At 69.0% G+C, this 17,149-nt stretch carries 15 protein-coding genes and 1 tRNA gene; 12 read left to right on the top strand and 4 right to left on the bottom strand.

The window, feature by feature from the left end:
- From ABZ459_RS23190 to ABZ459_RS23170, 5 genes are all read left to right on the top strand, one after another.
- Positions 1-1,179: a DNA polymerase III subunit delta' gene (locus ABZ459_RS23190; protein WP_357973568.1), complete on the top strand. Its 1,179-nt coding sequence runs from the start codon at positions 1-3 to the stop codon at positions 1,177-1,179.
- Between the two features lie 336 nt (positions 1,180-1,515).
- The gene (locus ABZ459_RS23185; RefSeq protein WP_357973565.1) at positions 1,516-2,043 is read left to right on the top strand and encodes a SigE family RNA polymerase sigma factor; all 528 of its coding nucleotides are present in this window, start codon (positions 1,516-1,518) and stop codon (positions 2,041-2,043) included.
- Positions 2,040-3,086: a permease-like cell division protein FtsX gene (locus tag ABZ459_RS23180; RefSeq protein ID WP_357973562.1), complete on the top strand. Its 1,047-nt coding sequence runs from the start codon at positions 2,040-2,042 to the stop codon at positions 3,084-3,086. Before ABZ459_RS23185 ends, ABZ459_RS23180 begins: the two co-directional genes overlap by 4 nt.
- Positions 3,087-3,206: 120 nt before the next feature.
- Positions 3,207-4,064, top strand: coding sequence for a regulatory iron-sulfur-containing complex subunit RicT (gene ricT / locus ABZ459_RS23175; protein WP_357973559.1), 858 nt, complete (start codon positions 3,207-3,209; stop codon positions 4,062-4,064).
- A 902-nt stretch (positions 4,065-4,966) separates the two neighbouring features.
- On the top strand, positions 4,967-6,139 hold the full coding sequence (locus ABZ459_RS23170; protein ID WP_357973556.1) for an AI-2E family transporter: 1,173 nt from the start codon (positions 4,967-4,969) through the stop codon (positions 6,137-6,139).
- Positions 6,140-6,238: 99 nt separating this feature from the next.
- Here ABZ459_RS23170 and ABZ459_RS23165 read toward each other — a convergent pair whose 3' ends face one another.
- A complete protein-coding gene (locus ABZ459_RS23165; protein ID WP_357973553.1) occupies positions 6,239-6,523 on the bottom strand; it encodes a hypothetical protein in 285 nt (94 codons plus the stop codon).
- 447 nt (positions 6,524-6,970) lie between these two features.
- Between ABZ459_RS23165 and ABZ459_RS23160 the strand changes: the two genes are divergently transcribed.
- From ABZ459_RS23160 to ABZ459_RS23150, 3 genes are all read left to right on the top strand, one after another.
- Complete coding sequence (locus ABZ459_RS23160; protein WP_357973551.1) at positions 6,971-7,465, top strand: DUF1269 domain-containing protein; 495 nt, start codon at positions 6,971-6,973, stop codon at positions 7,463-7,465.
- 233 nt (positions 7,466-7,698) lie between these two features.
- The gene (locus ABZ459_RS23155; protein ID WP_357973548.1) at positions 7,699-8,217 is read left to right on the top strand and encodes a hypothetical protein; all 519 of its coding nucleotides are present in this window, start codon (positions 7,699-7,701) and stop codon (positions 8,215-8,217) included.
- 291 nt (positions 8,218-8,508) lie between these two features.
- Complete coding sequence (locus tag ABZ459_RS23150) at positions 8,509-9,894, top strand: MFS transporter (protein WP_357973545.1); 1,386 nt, start codon at positions 8,509-8,511, stop codon at positions 9,892-9,894.
- Between the two features lie 20 nt (positions 9,895-9,914).
- Here ABZ459_RS23150 and ABZ459_RS23145 read toward each other — a convergent pair whose 3' ends face one another.
- Complete coding sequence (locus ABZ459_RS23145; protein ID WP_357973542.1) at positions 9,915-11,747, bottom strand: glycoside hydrolase family 15 protein; 1,833 nt, start codon at positions 11,745-11,747, stop codon at positions 9,915-9,917.
- Between the two features lie 198 nt (positions 11,748-11,945).
- Between ABZ459_RS23145 and ABZ459_RS23140 the strand changes: the two genes are divergently transcribed.
- Both ABZ459_RS23140 and ABZ459_RS23135 read left to right on the top strand, forming a co-directional pair.
- Positions 11,946-13,490, top strand: a complete 1,545-nt coding sequence (locus ABZ459_RS23140; RefSeq protein WP_357973539.1) for an alpha/beta hydrolase — start codon at positions 11,946-11,948, stop codon at positions 13,488-13,490.
- A gap of 57 nt (positions 13,491-13,547) precedes the next feature.
- Positions 13,548-13,624 (top strand) — tRNA-Thr (locus ABZ459_RS23135).
- A gap of 368 nt (positions 13,625-13,992) precedes the next feature.
- On the opposite strand, the gene ABZ459_RS23130 is transcribed toward ABZ459_RS23135, so the two are convergent.
- Positions 13,993-14,769 carry a methyltransferase domain-containing protein gene (locus ABZ459_RS23130; RefSeq protein ID WP_357973536.1) on the bottom strand — a complete coding sequence of 259 codons (777 nt, stop codon included), beginning with the start codon at positions 14,767-14,769 and terminating at the stop codon, positions 13,993-13,995.
- Between the two features lie 126 nt (positions 14,770-14,895).
- Positions 14,896-15,591, bottom strand: a complete 696-nt coding sequence (locus tag ABZ459_RS23125; RefSeq protein ID WP_357973533.1) for a carboxymuconolactone decarboxylase family protein — start codon at positions 15,589-15,591, stop codon at positions 14,896-14,898.
- 74 nt (positions 15,592-15,665) lie between these two features.
- Between ABZ459_RS23125 and ABZ459_RS23120 the strand changes: the two genes are divergently transcribed.
- Both ABZ459_RS23120 and ABZ459_RS23115 read left to right on the top strand, forming a co-directional pair.
- Positions 15,666-16,310, top strand: a complete 645-nt coding sequence (locus tag ABZ459_RS23120) for a TetR/AcrR family transcriptional regulator (RefSeq protein ID WP_357973531.1) — start codon at positions 15,666-15,668, stop codon at positions 16,308-16,310.
- A gap of 118 nt (positions 16,311-16,428) precedes the next feature.
- On the top strand, positions 16,429-16,935 hold the full coding sequence (locus ABZ459_RS23115; protein ID WP_357973528.1) for an RICIN domain-containing protein: 507 nt from the start codon (positions 16,429-16,431) through the stop codon (positions 16,933-16,935).
- Positions 16,936-17,149 lie beyond the last annotated feature (214 nt).

The following is a 17,149-nucleotide window of genomic DNA, read 5'->3' as shown; positions in this document are numbered from 1 at the left end:
GTGACAGTTTTCGATGACCTCGTCGGGCAGGACCAGGCGATCTCCGTGCTGTCGCGGGCCGCTGCGGCGGCCGGCGAGGCCGTCAAGGGCGGTCGCGGCGCCGGCATGACGCACGCCTGGCTGTTCACCGGCCCGCCCGGCTCGGGCCGGGAGCAGGCCGCGCGCGCCTTCGCCGCCGCGCTGCTGTGCCCCGACGCCGGTTGCGGCCACTGCGACCAGTGCCACCAGGTGCTGATCGGCTCCCACCCCGACCTGGAGTCCGTACGTCCTGAGGGGCTGTCCTACAGCGTCAAGCAGACCCGCGAGCTCATCCTGCGGGCCGCGGGCGCCCCCACTCAGGGCCGCTGGCGGGTCATCCTGTTCGAAGACGCCGACCGCGCCACGGAGTCGGCGGCCAACGCCCTGCTCAAGGCCATCGAGGAGCCGCCGCCGCGCACGGTCTGGCTGCTGTGCGCGCCGGCCCCCGACGACCTCATGATCACCATCAGGTCGCGCTGCCGCCAGGTCACGCTGACCACGCCGTCCACCGAGGCCGTCGCGCACGTGCTGGCCACGCGCGACAGCGTGCCGTGGGAGACCGCCGCGTTCGCCGCCCGTGCCGCGCAGGGACACATCAGCAGGGCGCGGTCACTGGCCCTCGACGAGGGCGCCCGCCACCGGCGGGAGGCCGTGCTCGGCATCCCGCGCTCGCTGACCGGGGTGGGCGAGTGCGTGTCCGCCGCCGAACGCCTGGTCAAGACGGCAGAGGAAGAGGCCGCGGCGGCCACGGCCGCGCTCAACGAGAACGAGACGGCCGAGCTGCGCAAGCTCTACGGCGAGGGGTCCACGGGCAAGGGGCTCAACCGGGGGCTGGTGCGCGGCGGGGCGGGCGCGCTCAAGGAGCTGGAGGACCGGCAGAAGTCCCGGGCCACCCGCATCAAACGCGATTCGCTCGACGCCGCGCTGCTGGAGCTGGTGTCGTTCTACCGCGACGTGCTGGCCATGCAGTTCGGGGCGGGGGTGGAGCTGGCCAACGACGACATCCGGTTCGATCTCGACCAGCTCGCCAGGTCGTCCACGCCGGAGGAGACACTGCGGCGGATCGACGCGATCATGCGGTGCCGGGAGCGGCTGGGGGCCAACGTCAATCCGCAGATGGCGGTGGAGGCGATGATGTTGTCGCTGCGCGGGGCGGCCTGAGCCGATCCCGGCCACTGCCTGTGGTGGCTGCTTGAGGCTTCGCCTGGGGTGGCTTGCCTCAGGGGCCTGGCTGCGGCGGCCTGCGTTCGGGGGCGGCCTGCGGTAGTGGTGGCGTCGAGCCTGGCGATCAGGTCGGTGGGCCGCCTGTTGGGTGGCTCGATGCGGGGCCGTCGTTGTGCTGGTGGCGGTGTGCGGGGTTCGGTGCCGTCCGAGGGGTGACCTGGTGGGAGAGGCTGTGCGGACGGTGTGCGGCTTCCGCCTTCTCGCTTTTCAGGAGAGCGAAAAGATAGCTGGGTGACCGGAGCAGCAAGTGAGCCCGCGAAGCGTCTCTGTAGCGTGGAAGTCGAACTGCTCTCCCAACAACAGGCCCTGGCGCGGCAACGGGTCGATGTGGCATCGATCTTCGCCGAGCATCATGTGGGCCTCGTGCGGCTTGCCCTGATCATGGTCGGCGATCAGGCCACCGCCGAAGACGTCGTACAGGAGGCGTTCGCACGGACGCACGCGGGCCGGGCCCGTCTGCGCGATGCCGACAAGGCGCTGGCCTACGTGCGTTCCGCCGTGCTCAACGGGTGCCGTTCCGTCCTGCGCAGACGGGCGACGGTGTTCCGGCGGGCGGTGCCCTACGAGCCGCCGGTCTGGTCGGCGGAGAGCGCCGCGCTGCTGGGCGAGGAGCGGCGGGAGGTGCTGCTCGCCCTGCGGGAGCTGCCGCGCAGGCAGCGTGAGGCGCTGACCCTGCGCTACTACTTCGACCTGTCCGACCAGGAGGTCGCCGCGACCATGGGCGTCAACGCGAGCACGGCCAGGTCCACGATCGCGCGAGGGCTCGCTGCCCTCGGCCGGGCGCTTGGGGAGGAATCATGAACAGCCCGATGGAAGACAGACTTCGTGCCGCGCTCGTCGAGGCCGGCGCGACCGTGGACACCGGCGCGCTCAAGCCGCTGCGCACGCCCGAGCGGCGCCGGAGCCGGGTGGATCTCCGGCTGGTGAGCGCAGCCGTGGCGGTGGTGCTCGCGGGGGCGACGACCGCCGTCTGGCTGGGCGTGCGAGGTGACGAGCATGTGGCGACGCTGACCGGCCCCACCGGCGGTCAGGCCGACGCGCTGGAGATGTCGATCTTCCTCTGTTCGAGGTCGGCGAGCGGGAAGGCGCCGTCCTGTCAAGGGCATGGCGTCACGCTTGATCAGGTGAAGTCGATCCAAAAGGCGGCGGAGGAGGTCCCCGGCCTCACCTCGCTCATGTATGTGGACCAAGCCGAAGCCTTCGAGAGCTTCCGGCGCGATTTCGCGCACAATCAGCGGTTGCTCGACGCGGTGACGGTCGACGACCTGCGTGCTTCGTTCCGGCTGCAGCTTGAGCCCGGCACGGATCCGGTGCGGGTGAAGCAGGCACTCGCCCCAACCCCTGGGATCGAGGACATCGACTTGGTGCCCTCTGCGGCTTCCCTTCCGGCATCCGACGCTCAGATCAGCGTCTTCCTCTGCGCCGACGGTTCGGCGCTGCCCGCCTGCGGTGCCGAACGCGCGGCGGACGGCGAGAAGATCGTGAAGGAGGGCAAGGGGGCCACGACCAAACAGAAGGACGAGATCGACGCACTCCTGCGCGCGTCCAAGCAGGTCAAGTCCTTCTTCTTCGAGGATCGGTCGACGGCGTACGAGAACTTCAAGCGCAGCTACAAGGACAACAAGACACTGCTCGCCGCCACCAAGGTCGAGGACATGCCGGAGTCGTACCGGTTGCAGATGAGGTCGGAGCGCGGTGACTGGAGCGCGCTGCTCAAGACCCTGAGGAAGCAACGGGGTGTCGCATCCGTCGTCGACCGCCGTTGTCTGATCGACGCGGCTCTGGCCATGGCCCGCTACCGGGTCTCGCTGCCGAAGGGCCAGGACTGCCAGACGAGCGGTTGATTCAAGATCGGGCTCGGCGCCCCTCACTTTCACCGGGCGGACACACGTAGTGTGGCAACGGTAGGCCGTAACAACCCCCGAGGCCGTCAGGGAGGCGAGCTCGAGCCCATGGGAATGATCATGGCCGTGAGCTTCACACGCTACGGGAGGCTCTACTACCTCGATCCGGGCGGGCACACCTTCAAGGTCGGCGACAAGGTGCTGGTGCCGACCGACTCGGGCCCCGAGGTGGCGGAGTGTGTGTGGGCGCCGCAGTACACGAGCGAGGACATCGACGGTCTGCCCGTGTGCGAGGGGCCGGCGGGCGAGGAACACCTCTCGCGTGACGAGTCCAACAAACGCCGCAGGGCCGAGGCCCGCAGCGTGTCCAAGAAGCTGATCAAACGACACACGCTGCCGATGAAGGTCGTCGGCATCGACTATCTCGACCAGGACAACGTCTACACCGTCTACTTCTCGGCCCCTCACCGGGTCGACTTCCGGGCCCTGGTCCGCGACCTGGCCCGTAACCTGCGGGCCAGGGTCGAGCTGCGGCAGATCGGTCCCAGGGACGAGGCGCGGCTGCAGGGCGGCATCGGTCCCTGCGGCCGTGACCTGTGCTGCGCCACGTTCCTGAAGGACTTCGAGCCCGTGTCCGTGCGCATGGCCAAAGACCAGGACCTGCCGGTCAACCCGTTGCGCATCGCGGGGGCTTGTGGGCGGCTCATGTGCTGCCTGAAGTACGAGCACCCGTTGTACGTCGAGAGCCGGAACAGGATGCCTCGCGCGGGAAGCCGGGTGAGCACGCCTCAGGGCGATGGGGTCGTGACCGGGCACAACGTCCCCGCCGACACGGTGACGGTGCGCCTGGACGACGGTGGACGGCGCTGTGCGTGCCCTTCCGCGTCGGTGTGTTCGCCACGTATCCAGCACGACACGATGTACGGCAGCCGGGAGGAACCGCCCGGCCACAAGCCTTCCGGCGGGGAGGACGTCTAGACACCCATCCCGTTCTGGTGCTCATGGGCGACCGGTAACAGGCTGTCTGCCTTCCCGAAGGCACGTAGAGGCCGTGTGGGGGCTACAGCGCGAGAGGCACGGCTTGTGGTGCTCCGTTCCGGCCCTCGTGCGGCCTCGGGCGCATTGATGAGGCTCACTGTGGTGGCCCGGGCCATGCCGGGGCGGCCCGGAGCAAGGGGGGCGCAGGCGGGGCGGATGGCTGGCTTCCGCACCTTGGGCGGACCCGAAAGCTGACGCCTCAGATAGGCGCCGAAAGGCGGCGCTTCGGGCGGGCTGCTGTGGGCTGATGCCTCGCTGGTTGTTCGAGGCTGGCGCCGCTGGCCGGGCTACTGCGGGCCGGTGTCTCGGGTGGGTGTCGGAGGGCTGGCGTTTCGCGTGGGCTTCGTGGCTGGTGCTTCGCGCGGGGGCCTGCGGCGGGCTGCTCAGGCAGGGTTGTTGTTGGCTGATGCGTCGCTGGAGCTGGTCGGGGCTGGCTCGCCGGTGGGGTTGCAGCGAGTTGGTGCTTCCGGGCGGGCTGGTGCGGGCTGGTGTCTCAGGGGGGCTCGGCTCGGGGGACTCGGGAAGGTGCGTCCTTGGTGGGGCTGTTGTGGGGGGCTTTGGGTGGGGTGGTGTGGGCGGGGGGTTTGGTGTGGTGCGCCGTTCAGCAGGGGGCGAGGTGGTGGACAAGCCGGTCGGGTGGTAGATGCAGGGCTGGAGCGGCTGGTCGTCGTACGTTGGGTGCGTCACTTCCAGGCATGACGCAGCTCGGGCCGCAGGCTACATGGGACGAACGCGCGGAGGGTTGAGGTCCGTGCGCCCGGATTGAGGTCGGACTCGTCGTCCGCTGCGGTCTCGTCGTTCACCGTGGTCATCGGAGGTGGGATCTAGATCTCTGGAGAGTCATGAAGAAGCCGGTGCAGTCGAGCGACGGCGGGCCCGCAGTGCAGGTGATGCTTTCACCTGCCAACGTCTGGCGTGCCGGGCTTGCCATGGCGGCCGTCGTCGCCGTGGCGTTCTTCGTCCGGTTCGTGATCACGGACGCGGGTGCGTTGATCGCGATGCTGGTGATGTCGTGGTTCCTCTCTCTGGCCATGGAGCCCGCCGTGCGGCGCATGTCGCGGCACATGCGCCGAGGCAGAGCGACGCTGCTGGTGATGACGCTGTTCATCCTGGCTTTCGTGATCTTCATGATCCTGTTCGGCAGCATGTTCGTGCAGCAGGTCGCGGTGCTGCTGAAGGCTCTGCCCGAAGTGATCGGCAGCGTCGTCGAGTGGGTCAACGCCCGTCTCGGCACCCGCTATGAGATCTCCGACATTCTCAAGTCCATCAAACTCACCCCGCAGCAGGCGGCCGAGTACGCGCAGGGCGCGCTCGGCGGGGTGCTGGGTCTGCTGGGCACGGTGACCGGAACGGTGTTCAACCTGTTCACCCTGGCACTGCTGACGTTCTACTTCTCGGCCGACGGGCCCAGGCTGCGCCGCTGGCTCGCGCAGTTGCTGCCCGGACGGCTCCAGCAGGTCTTCATCAGCGTCTGGGACGTCTCCACGATCAAGACCGGTGGATACGTCTCCTCCCGGCTCATCCTGGCCGCCATCAACGGCACGGCGTCGGCCCTGGTGTTCCGGCTGCTGGACATGCCCTCCTGGCTGGCGCTCGGAGCGTGGACGGGGCTGGTCGCCCAGCTCGTGCCCACCATCGGCACCTACATCTCCATTGCCCTGCCGGTGGTGGTGGGACTGGTCTCGTCACGTCCCTGGATCGGTCTGGCCGCTCTGGCGTGGGGCATCGTGTACCAGCAGGTGGAGAACCTGACGCTGGAGCCGAAGATCAGCTCGCGGGCGGTGGACATCCATCCCGGGGTGTCCTTCGCCGCCGTGATCGCGGGGGCGTCGCTGTTCGGTGCGATGGGCGCGCTGCTGGCCATCCCCATCGTGGCCATGCTGCTGTCGCTGATCGACACGTTCGCCACCCGTCAGGAGCTGCGAGAGGCCATGGCCACCGAATCGGCGCCACCGAAGGGCGGAGACGGGGGAGCGTCTTCGAAGGGCGGCCCCGGCTCGCCGCCGCCGAAGTGACGTGGACCCGGCGGACGATCGTTCTGGCAGCGGTGGCGAGCGGAGGCCGATGCGGGCCGTCCGGCCGGTGTCATGTGCGACGGTACGGGCGGTGGCCGGTCAGCCGCGGGGATAGCCGGGGATCTGGCGACGTTGGGTCGCGGTGCCGACCCAGTGGAAGAGGTCCAGCGCGACCGATACGGCGATCCAGAACCAGTCCGCTCCGTGCAGCCCGACGCCGGGGACGTACAGGATCACGTACATCAACGTGGTGAACGGCAGGAAGATCAGCCCGAGGAGAGGCCAGATCCACGTGTCGAAAGCGGCGCTGACCAGAGCGGGCCGCGCCACCCAGATGATGAAGACGGCAAGTCGCGGAAAGAGACCCGCGAAGACCGCGAACAAACATCCCATGGCAGCCCACGTCCCTCCATCACGCCTCGCCGGAAGGTAGGCGAAGTGGATGGTCCCCACAGTCGGGGCTGCTCACCCTCGACGTTGTGCATAGAGAGTCCCTGCTTCGATTTGCCTGCCGGGTGCTTTCTCGGCGCGCCGAGGTCTGGTTTCGAGAAATGTGCGGATTTGCCCCAGGGAAATCTTTTGCCTTCTCGCGGTGGCCGCCCGATCGGGAAGAGGGGATCAGAAGATGGACGGCGGCCTGGCAGGGCGTTGTCCTCAGATGTCGTCATATGTGTCGTGATGCGGCCGTTGCGGGTCTTCTGCGGGGAGTCCCAGGTATGTGGGCTATCTGCCTGGAAAGCTGGTCGCAGACCTGTTCCGGCGGCGGCCCGCACTGCTTCCGGGCCGTCCGCATCTGCTCGTCGATGCAAACGATCAGGAGGAAGAAACCCAATGAGCAACCTCATCGCGATCTCCTATCCGGACCTTCCCACCGCCATCGCCGTCCGTGACCGCCTGGCCGACCTGCAACGGCAGAACCTGATCACGATGGAGGACGTGGCCATCGTCGAACGCCGGGCCGACGGGACGATCAAGCTCCACCAGACCAGCGGTACGACGGGTATGGGGGCGGCCGGTGGAGCGCTGTGGGGTGGCCTGATCGGGATGTTGTTCTTCGTGCCCCTGTTCGGCATGGCGATGGGCGCCGCCACCGGAGCGGCCGCCGCAGCCATGACCGACGCGGGCGTCAACGACGAGTTCATGAGGGAACTCGCCGGCAAGCTCGAACCCGGCACCGCCGCGCTGTTCGTCCTGGTCGTGCAGAGTACACCGGACAAGGTCATCCCGGAGATCCAGTCGTACGGCGGGCATGTCATCCAGACCTCGCTCAACCGTGAGGAGGAGGCGCAGCTGCGCGAGATGATGGAGGGGATCGGCGCCCGGTGAACGGAATGCCGCACACCACCGCCACGGATCTGCGGCGCGCACGGCTGCGCCTCGCGGACGGCATGGCGACCACGCGCCCAGTCCCGCCGCGTGAGCACGGCGCACCCGCCTCGTTGTCTGAGCACGGCGCACCTGCCCCGCTGCGTGAGCGCAGCGCGTCCGCTTCGTTGCGGGTGTGAGGGTTGAGCAGCCTTTGTCCAGGGATGGTCCGGTCACCACCAAGAGAGGTCGTCATGGGGAAGGTGCCCGATCCGGCCGACGGTCATCGGTCGCCGGCCGATGGTGCCCACAGGGACTACGCCGGTGCCGTCTACGGATCACTGCTCGCCGCCTCGGTGGTGGCCGGCGCCGCGTCGCTCGGCGACTTCCCGCGTCTGGAGATGATCATCTTGCTGCTGGGGACCAGCACGGTGTTCTGGGCCGCTCACGTCCACGCCCGCCTGTTCGGCGCCCGTACGGTCTTCCAGAGCATGAGCGTGGCCGATATCCGCCGGGCCTGTGCCGAGGAGTGGCCGATCGTCACGGCGGCCGTTCCGCCGGCCGTCGCCGTGGCCGTCGGGCCGCTGCTGGGCCTCGAACCGCAGGGCACCGCCTGGCTGGCGCTCGGGGTCGCGGTGGCCGGGCAGGTCGGCTGGTCGGCGGCGGCGGCCGTGGGGATCGGCGCCTCTTCTCGCATGGTCCTGGTCACCAGCGTGATCAATCTGCTGCTCGGACTGGTGATCGTGGTGCTGAAGGCCGCGTTCCACCATTGACGGGACGCCCGCCGGGACGCCCGCCGGAACGGCCGCTCCGATCACCGACGCGACCGCTCGCTCGTGGGAGCGGCCTGACTGAATACGGGCACGGCCTGGCTGAGTACGTGGGGGCGGCCTGGCTGAGAAGGGTGAGCAATCATGCCGGATTCACATCGAGGTGGTCATGCACAGGTGGATGATGTGCCGCGGCGATCCCGTCCTTGAGAGGGGCGGCGCCGGTTCGTACGGCGAAGGCGCCGACCCCGTCGCCACCGATCGAGCTCCGCGAGCGCGACGGCGGGGTGGACCATGACCGGACCCGCAGCCCCCGGGAGCTCGGCCGCCTTCTCGAAGAGCCCGCTGGCTCCGCTGGCCCTCGCCCAGTTCATCTGCAGCTTCGCCGGCTCGAACATGAACGTGATGATCAACGACATCGGCCGGGACCTGAACACCACGGTGGAGGGCGTGCAGAGCACGATCACGCTGTTCCTGTTGATCATGGCGGTGCTCATGATCCCGTGCAGCAAGCTGACTGATCGCTGGGGTCGCAAGAGATGCTTCCTCGCAGGGCTCATCCTGTACGGGATCGGTGCTCTGACCAGCGCGTTCTCGCCCAACCTCGCGGTACTGATCCTCGGCAACTCGGTTCTCGAAGGGGTGGGGACCGCCTTGCTGATCCCGCCCGTCTACATCCTCGCGACGATGGCCTTCGACGATCTGCGGTCGCGGGCCCGGGCCTACGGCCTGATCAGCGGGCTTGGGGGTGTCGGCGCGGCCGCGGGCCCGCTGATCGGCGGTTTCATCGCGACGGCGATCACCTGGCGGGCCGCGTTCGTCTTCCAGGCGGTGGTGGTCGCGGTGATCGTCTTTCTCAGCCGCCGGATCGCCGACCCGGTGCCGCCGGATCCGACCCGGCCCTTCGACACCACCGGCGCGGTCCTGTCGGCCGTCGGCATGTTCTTCGTGGTGTTCGGGATTCTCCAGGCCAGCAGGAACGCCGTGCTGATGACGGCGTTCCTCGTCGTCGGAGCGGGCTTCCTGGTCTGGTTCTTCCTGCACATCCGCGCCCGGGAACGCGCCGGGAAGGAGCCGTTGCTCACGACGCGTCTCTTCCGCAACCGTACGTCCAATCTCGGCCTTGTCACCCAGAACATGCAGTGGCTGGTCCTCATGGGGACGTCCTTCGTCGTCGCGGTCTTCCTGCAGAAGGTCCGCGGGTACAACGCCATCCAGACGGGTGTCGTCTTCACCGCGGCGACCGTGGGCGTTCTGGTGACGTCCCTGGCGGCGGAGCGGCTCACCAAGAAGCACTCCCAGAAGAACCTGATCTCGGCGGGTTTCGCCATGACCGTGACCGGGATCGCCGTCCTGCTCGCCCTGGTCGGAGCGTCTTCGCGGGTCGTCGCCTTCGTGCCGGGGCTGTTGCTGATCGGGCTGGGCGTGGGCGTGATGCTCACGCCGTCGGTCAACGTCGTGCAGTCCAGCTTTCCCGAGGAACAGCAGGGCGAGATCTCCGGGTTGTCGCGCAGCGTGTCCAATCTCGGCTCGTCGTTCGGCACGGCGATCGCAGGCACGATCCTCATCTCCGGGCTGGCCGAGGGGAACCGGTCCTATGCTCTCGCCATGATCGCTCTCGCGATCTTCGCCCTGGTGGGGCTGGGCGCCTCGATCCGGCTCCCCGCCGACCCCCGGTGACCCGGGACGCCGTGTGTGGTCTACCGCCCGTCCGGTTCGGCGCGGTCGAGTTGTTCGTCGAGGGCGATGGCCGCGGCGATGAGCGCCAGATGGGTGAACGCCTGCGGGAAATTGCCGAGCTGCGTGCCTGACGGGCCGATCTCCTCGGCGAACAGGCCGACGTGGTTGGCGTAGGTGAGCATCTTGTCGAAGGCGTAACGGGCCTGCTGCAGCCGTCCGGCGCGGGCCAGGGCCTCGACGTAGAGGAAACTGCACAGGTTGAACGTTCCCTCCGATCCGCGCAGGCCGTCGGGGGACGCGGCGGGGTCGTAACGGTAGACGAGGCTGTCGCTGACCAGCTCCTCGTCGATGGCGTCCAGGGTGCTCAGCCAGGCCGGGTCGCGGGGGGAGATGAATCCGACCCGGGGCATGAGCAGCAGCGAGGCGTCCAGCACGTCGGTGCCGTAGTGCTGGACGAAGGCCCGCCGATCAGGGCTCCAGCCGCGGTCGACGATCTGGTTGAAGACGGCGTCCCGGACACTCATCCAGCGGACCAGGTCAGCGGGACGCGAGTAGGTGGTGGCCATCCGGATGCCCCGATCGAAGGCGACCCAGGTCATCAGCCGGCTGTAGGTGAACTCCTGACGCCCGCCGCGGGTCTCCCAGATGCCTTCGTCCGGACGGTCCCAGGAGTCGGCCAGCCAGTCGAGCAGCTCGGCGAAGGCTCGCCAGCCGCGGATGCCGCCGATCTCCTGGGCCTGGGCCAGGGCGTCGGCGGCTTCACCGTAGATGTCGAGCTGGAGCTGGTCGGAGGCGGCGTTTCCGGCCCGTACCGGTCGGGACTGTCGGTATCCCTCCAGATGGCCGAGTACTTCCTCGGTCAGATGGGGATCCCCGTCGATCCGGTACATGATCTGCAGCGGTTCACCGGAGGCGCGGCCGGCGGCGAGCCGTTCACGCAGCCAGGTACGGAAAGCCTGGGCCTCCTCGACGAAGCCGAGGTCGATCAGGGCCCGGACGGACAGCGAGGCGTCGCGGACCCAGGTGTAGCGGTAGTCCCAGTTGCGCTCGCCGCCGATCTGCTCCGGCAGCCCCATCGTGGCCGCGGCGATCGGGGCGCCGGTGGGTGCGTACGTGAGCAGCTTGAGAGTGATCGCCGAACGGTTCACCATGTCACGCCAGCGACCCCGGTACCGGGACGCGCGCAGCCAATCGTGCCAGAAGGTGCGGCAGGCCTCGAAGCTGTCGCGTATCCCGTCGGCGGTCACGGGCGGCACGGCCTGGTCGTCGCCGCTGCAGCTGGTCAGGACGATCGCGGCTATCTGGCCGGCCTGGAGGGTGAAGTCGGCGACGACGTCCTCGTCGTCAGGGCGCAGGGCGACAGGGCCGACGGCCTGCAGGTGGAGGTTCGTGCCGGGGCCCTGGAAGATCGCCGATCCGGCGTCGCCGAGGGCGAGGGTGTGCGGTGCTCGCCCGTAGTCGAAGCGGGGACGGCAGGCGAAGACGAAGGGCAGGCTCCCGCGGACCACCCGGGCGAGCCGCACCAGGCGGTGCCGGCCGGAAGGAGTGCTGGAGGTGTTCGGTTCCATGAAGTCGGCGACCTCGCCGACGCCGCCGGGAGCCATGAACCGCGTGACGAGGATGGCGGTGTCCGGCAGGTAGAGCTGCCGTACGGTCGCTTCGTCGCTTCCCTCCATGTCGGCGGCCAGCCGGCAGTGGCCCCCGCGCCCGCTGTCGAGGATGGACGCGAACAGGCTCGGCGAGTCGAACCGGGGCGTGCACCACCAGTCGATGGTGCCGTCGCTGGAGACGAGCGCGGCGGTCTGCAGGTCTCCGATCATGCCGTGGTCCGCGATGTGCGGGTAGCCGTTCATCGATGCCTCCGTTGTTCGCCGGACATACCGGACGACTGCCTCCGGACGTGTCGACTGAGCGACCGTCACCGGGGGGACGGAGCAGCCTTTTCAGGCTAACTCCTGGTATCGCGGGAAGTCACCTGGGGTGACGCCGTGTGTCCCGCCAACGCCGGATGGCATCCAAGGGTGTGTCCGCGCCGGAGGTGGTTGGCTGGTGTGGTGCGCAACCATCGCTCGTGGGGAGCCCCGCTGACCGTGCCGGGTCCCTCGCGGTACGGGGCCGCGGGGATGCGGGTGCGGTGGCTGCGTCGCGTCGTGGCCGGGGCCGCGGTGCCGGTGCTGCTTCTCGCCGGCGGGTGTGGCCGTCCGGAGGAGCGGGTGGTGCGGGGGCTCGGCTGGTCCGACTGTGGGGACGGGTTCCAGTGCGGGACGTTGCGGGTGCCGCTCGACCACGGCAGGCCCGACGGCGAGCGGCTTGAGCTGGCGGTCGTCCGGCTGCCCGCGACGGGTGACCGGATCGGCTCGCTGGTGGTGAACCCGGGTGGGCCGGGGGCGTCCGGGGTCGAGTACGCCAGGGCCGCCCGGCTGGTCGTGGGCGAGAAGGTGCGGGAGCGGTTCGACATCGTCGGGTTCGATCCCCGCGGGGTGGGCCGGTCGGCGCCGGTCGACTGCCTCGACGACGAAGGGCTCGACGCGTTCGTCGCCATGGACACCACCCCCGACACCCTTGAGGAACGGAGTGCTCTGGAGGCCGCGGCGCGGCGGTTCGCGGCCGGCTGCCAGAAGCGCTCCGGCCGGCTCCTGCCCCACCTGGGCACCGTGGACGTGGCCCGCGACCTGGACCTGCTGCGCCAGGCCCTGGGCGACCAGAAGCTGACCTATCTCGGCAAGTCGTACGGCACCTTTCTCGGGGCCGTCTATGCCGACCTGTTTCCCGGCAAGGTGCGTGCACTCGCGCTGGACGGCGCCCTCGACCCGGCCGACTCGCGGGTGCTGGTGAACACCGAGCAGGCCGTGGGGTTCGAGGAGGCGCTGCGCGCGTACGTCGAGGACTGCCTGGGCGATCGCGACTGCCCGTTCGCCGGCCGGACCGCCGAGCAGGCGATGGACGAGGTCGGGGCCCTGATCCACCATGCGGACGCCCGGCCCCTGGAAGGCGGCGGCGGCCGGCGGGTCACCGAGGCGCTGGCCACCCTCGGAGCGCTGACGCCGCTCTACGACCGTGCCTCCTGGCCGGAACTCACCGAGGCGCTACGCCGGGCGCTGAACGGCGACGGCTCACTGCTGCTGCGCAACGCCGACCAGCTCGCGGGCAGGCAGGACGACGGCACGTACTCCAACCAACTGGCGGCCAATCTGGCGGTGAACTGCGTCGACGGTCCGTATCCGGCGACGGCTGCGGCCTTCGCGGAGGATGCGGCGGAGGCGTCCAGGAAGGCGCCCCGGTTCGGGCCGTACATCGTGTGGTCGTCCCTGCCGTGTGCGTTCTGGCCGGCCCGGCCCATCTTCGCGCCGCATCGCCTGACCGCCGCCGGGGCTCCTCCGATTCTGGTCATCGGTACGAAACGGGACCCGGCGACGCCGTACGGGTGGGCCCGGGCGCTGGCGGGGGAGCTGCGGTCCGGCGTGCTGCTGAGCTACGACGGCGACGGGCACACCGCGTACGGGAACGGCTCCCCGTGTGTGGACGACGCCGTGGACCGGTATCTCGTGGAGGGGGTGCCGCCGAAGGATGGCGCGATCTGTCCGGGGATCCGGTGATCGGGAGGAGCAAGAACCCTTCGATCTCCTGTAGACTCTTGCAAGCCGTACAGGCACGCCGCCTTAGCTCAGTCGGCCAGAGCACTTCACTCGTAATGAAGGGGTCTGGGGTTCGAATCCCCAAGGCGGCTCCAGGTCAGAAGCCCTCCGCAAGATCGCGGGGGGCTTCTGCGTGTCTGACCGGGTGACCAAGGATCCCGTCGCAGGACGGCGTCGCGATGTGGGTGGTCGCTTATGGCCCCTTGTGGGACAGTGAGCCCGTGGAGCCAGTTGATCAGAAGAGGTCGTGGTTCGATGCCCTGACCATGCCGCAGCGCGTGATCGTGGCCGCAACATCAGCGGTGGGCCTCGTGGGCGGGACGGCCTGTTGGCTCACCTCCTTGTGCTTGCGGTGATCAGGGATCGGAGACTGAGGCAGGGGCGCCGGCGCACCGCGGCCCCAGGTTCACTGATCGCCGAAGATTGAAGGCTTGAGCGTCGATCCCAGGACGCTCGATCGGCTCTAGTCCCGCTCGGCGAAAACGTGGGTCAAGGCCGCAACGCGTCGATAAGGATCTGTGGCGCCGGCTTGTTGCTCGCAGTCCAGCAACGCGGCCAGAACCTGGTCGTCGGGGATCTCCGCGTCGGCCGGCGCGGTGTCGGTGAACACGCGTACGCCATACCAGGCGCGCACCTTCAGCCGCCGGTCCGCGAGCGCGGCAGTCAGGACGTCCAAGCGGTCGGCGCGAGCCGTGACGCCGATGCGGTTGTCGTACGAGAGTTCCTGGAAGGCTCGCTGCGCGGTCGCCCAGTCGCCGAGCAGACCTGGCCGCATCGCCAAGGCATCGCCGTTGCGGACCAGCAGGGACAGCATGCCCCCTGGGGGCAACAGCCGCGCCAGATCGTCCAGCAACGGCCCAGGGTCGGCGAAGTACATCAGAACCCCGTGGCACAGCACGACATCGAAGCTCTCAGGCCGGAACAAGGTGGCGATATCCGCTGCGTCGCCGTGGAGCAGCCGCACTCGCTCCCGGACATCCTCCGGCTCGTCGGCCAGAGCACGCCGAAGATCACCAAGCAGTGCGGCCGAGGAGTCCAGCCCTGTCACATCGTGTCCGCGTCGCGCCAGCCGCAGCAGCTGGGTTCCCTGGCCGCATCCCACGTCCAGAACACGCTGCGGCACCGCGTCCGGCAGGTGGGCCGCCAACTGCCGGGCGACCAGCTCCTGGCGGACGATCTGCCGGAGTGTCCCCAGACGAGCTCGCCACTCTTCCTCGCCTGCCGCGAAGCCAGAAGTCATCGCACCTCTCCCTGCATGCTGCCGGATCAGCGGCGAGCCTACGCGTTCGTTCTCCGGCCCTTCCGTGACACCCCCACGCAGGAGCCCTCCGCGGGATCGCGGAGGGCTGCTGCGTGTGCAACGGCGTCAGGCGCGGGAGCGGCTCTCCTGTGGGGCGAGTTCGGTGAGCAGGGCGTCGAGCACGTGCATGGCGCGCCAGGCCTTGGTCATGCCGAACTGCGCGGAGAACCGTACGACGGCACGGGCCTCCTCCGGTGTTGCGCCGGCGCCGAGGGCGCGTGTCAGGTGGGCGCGGAAGCTCTCCTCCAGGGTCTGGAAGAGCACGTCGACGGTCATCGTGATGAACGCGCGCTCCCTGGTCGACACCCGCCGCATGCCGGCGCGCATGCGGGACTGCAGGTCCATGTAGGTGCTGAACGGCCGGTCCAGGGCGGCCACGGCCTGTCGCATCGCCTCCGGGAGCGGGCTGCCCGTGCCGTCGGCGTTCACCTCGTGACCCTGGCCGGTGGGGGTGGGCAGGGCGTGTTCCCGTTCCAGTTCGGTCAGGCGGGCGAGGGCCGTCAGGGCGGCGGGGTATCCGCTGTCGTAGGCGACGAAGCGCAGCATCTCGCGCAGGTCGTCGGCCGGCAGACCGCAGCCGGCGGCCATCGTCACGTGCTGTTCGAAGGGCAGGCCGAGGGTCTGCTGGCAGACGTCGGCGGTGAGGCACAGCAGGAGCTTCTCGCGCCTGGTGAGCTCCGGGATCTCGTCCCAGAGCAGGCGGTCGGTGGCGGCGCTCATCTCGGCGAACACCGAGTCCAGCGCCTTCACCTGGTTCTCCATGGATCTCCTCCATATGTGAACGACTGTAGCGCTACGACTGTAGTGCAACGGGCGTCCGCCTACAATGGACCTTCATGGACGAGACCACCTCCGCCCCGGCCGGCCCTCGCGGCGGCAGGCAGGGACGCAATCCGCGGGGCCAGGGCGAGCGCCTGCGGGACGACGTCATCGGCGCCGCTCTGCGCCTGCTGAACGAGCTCGGCGACGACCAGGCCCTGTCCATGCGCGCGGTGGCACGTGAGGTCGGCGTCGCCGCGACCTCGGTGTACATCCATTTCGCCGACCGGGACGCGCTCGTGCTGGCCGCCCTGGAGAGGTTCCATGGCGAGCTCGTGGCGGCCATCGATGAGGCCGAGACCGGGGCCGCCGATCCGGCGGGGAAGTTGCGCGCCCGCGTGCTGCTGCTGGGCAGGTGGGTCCAGCAGCACCCCGGCCTGTACAAGGTGCTGCACGAGAGCACGCTCAACCAGCGGGTGGCCATGTCGTTCAAGCAGGAGCTGGCCGAGCGCACCACCGCCGCGGTGCAGCGGTGCATCGACGCCGGGCTCGCACCGGACGACGACGCCGCTGTGGTCTCGCTGGATCTGCGGGCGGCGGTGCACGGGGCCGTGTCGATGCGGGTCAACCAGCCCGACCTGCCGTGGCCGCCGCTGGAGGAGCAGGTCGATCGTTTCCTCGCCAAGCTCGTCGGTCTCGCCATCGGCGGCCGGCCGGAGTGAGCGCCTCCTTGTGCATGCCGGGAGGGAAGGGAACTGTAAACAGATGGTGATTGATCGAACACCGTGAGTTGCGACATGGTGCATGAGCCCTGTTCAACGCACCCTCGGAGGGACACTCATGCTGGTTCGTCGCCTTCTGTCTGGAGCCGTCCTCGTCGCCACCGTCAGTGCGGGCCTCGTCCTGCCCGCTGCGGCTTCCGCTCCGAACCCCATGTGCATCGACGTCACCAACGACCGTGGCAACGGGGTCCGGATCTACCAGTGGCAGTGCCAGAGCAACAACAACAATCAGAAGTTCGTGATCGACGCGGGTCAGATCAAGATCAAGGACACTCTGGGGACGTCGCGGCCGATGTGTGTCGATGTCACCAACGACCGTGGCAACGGGGTCCGGATCTACCAGTGGCAGTGTCAGGCCAATAACAACAATCAGAAGTTCGTGATCGACGCGGGTCAGATCAAGATCAAGGACACTCTGGGGACGTCGCGGCCGATGTGTGTCGATGTCACCAACGACCGCGGTAACGGGGTCCGGATCTACCAGTGGCAGTGTCAGGCCAACAACAACAATCAGAAGTTCGTGATCGACGCGGGTCAGATCAAGATCAGGGACACGCTGGCCTGAGTCGGCGGGTCGGTGGCGGGGGCTTGGTCCGCGGTGACGGACCGGCCCCCGCTGTCCTTTGCCGCACGCCGGTGAGGCCAGGGCCAGCCGGTGAAGCCAGGGCCAGGCGGTGGGAGCCGGGGTCAGACATCCCTGGACGTTGAGTGTCAAGCGGTGAGGTCGTAGTCGTGGTGTGACCAGGCGGTTGCTTGGTCGTAGTGGCTGTGGGTTTTGA

Origin of the sequence: Nonomuraea sp. NPDC005692 (assembly GCF_040631115.1) — a bacterium.
GTDB lineage: Bacteria > Actinomycetota > Actinomycetes > Streptosporangiales > Streptosporangiaceae > Nonomuraea.
This window is presented reverse-complemented; position numbering and strand designations above follow the sequence as displayed.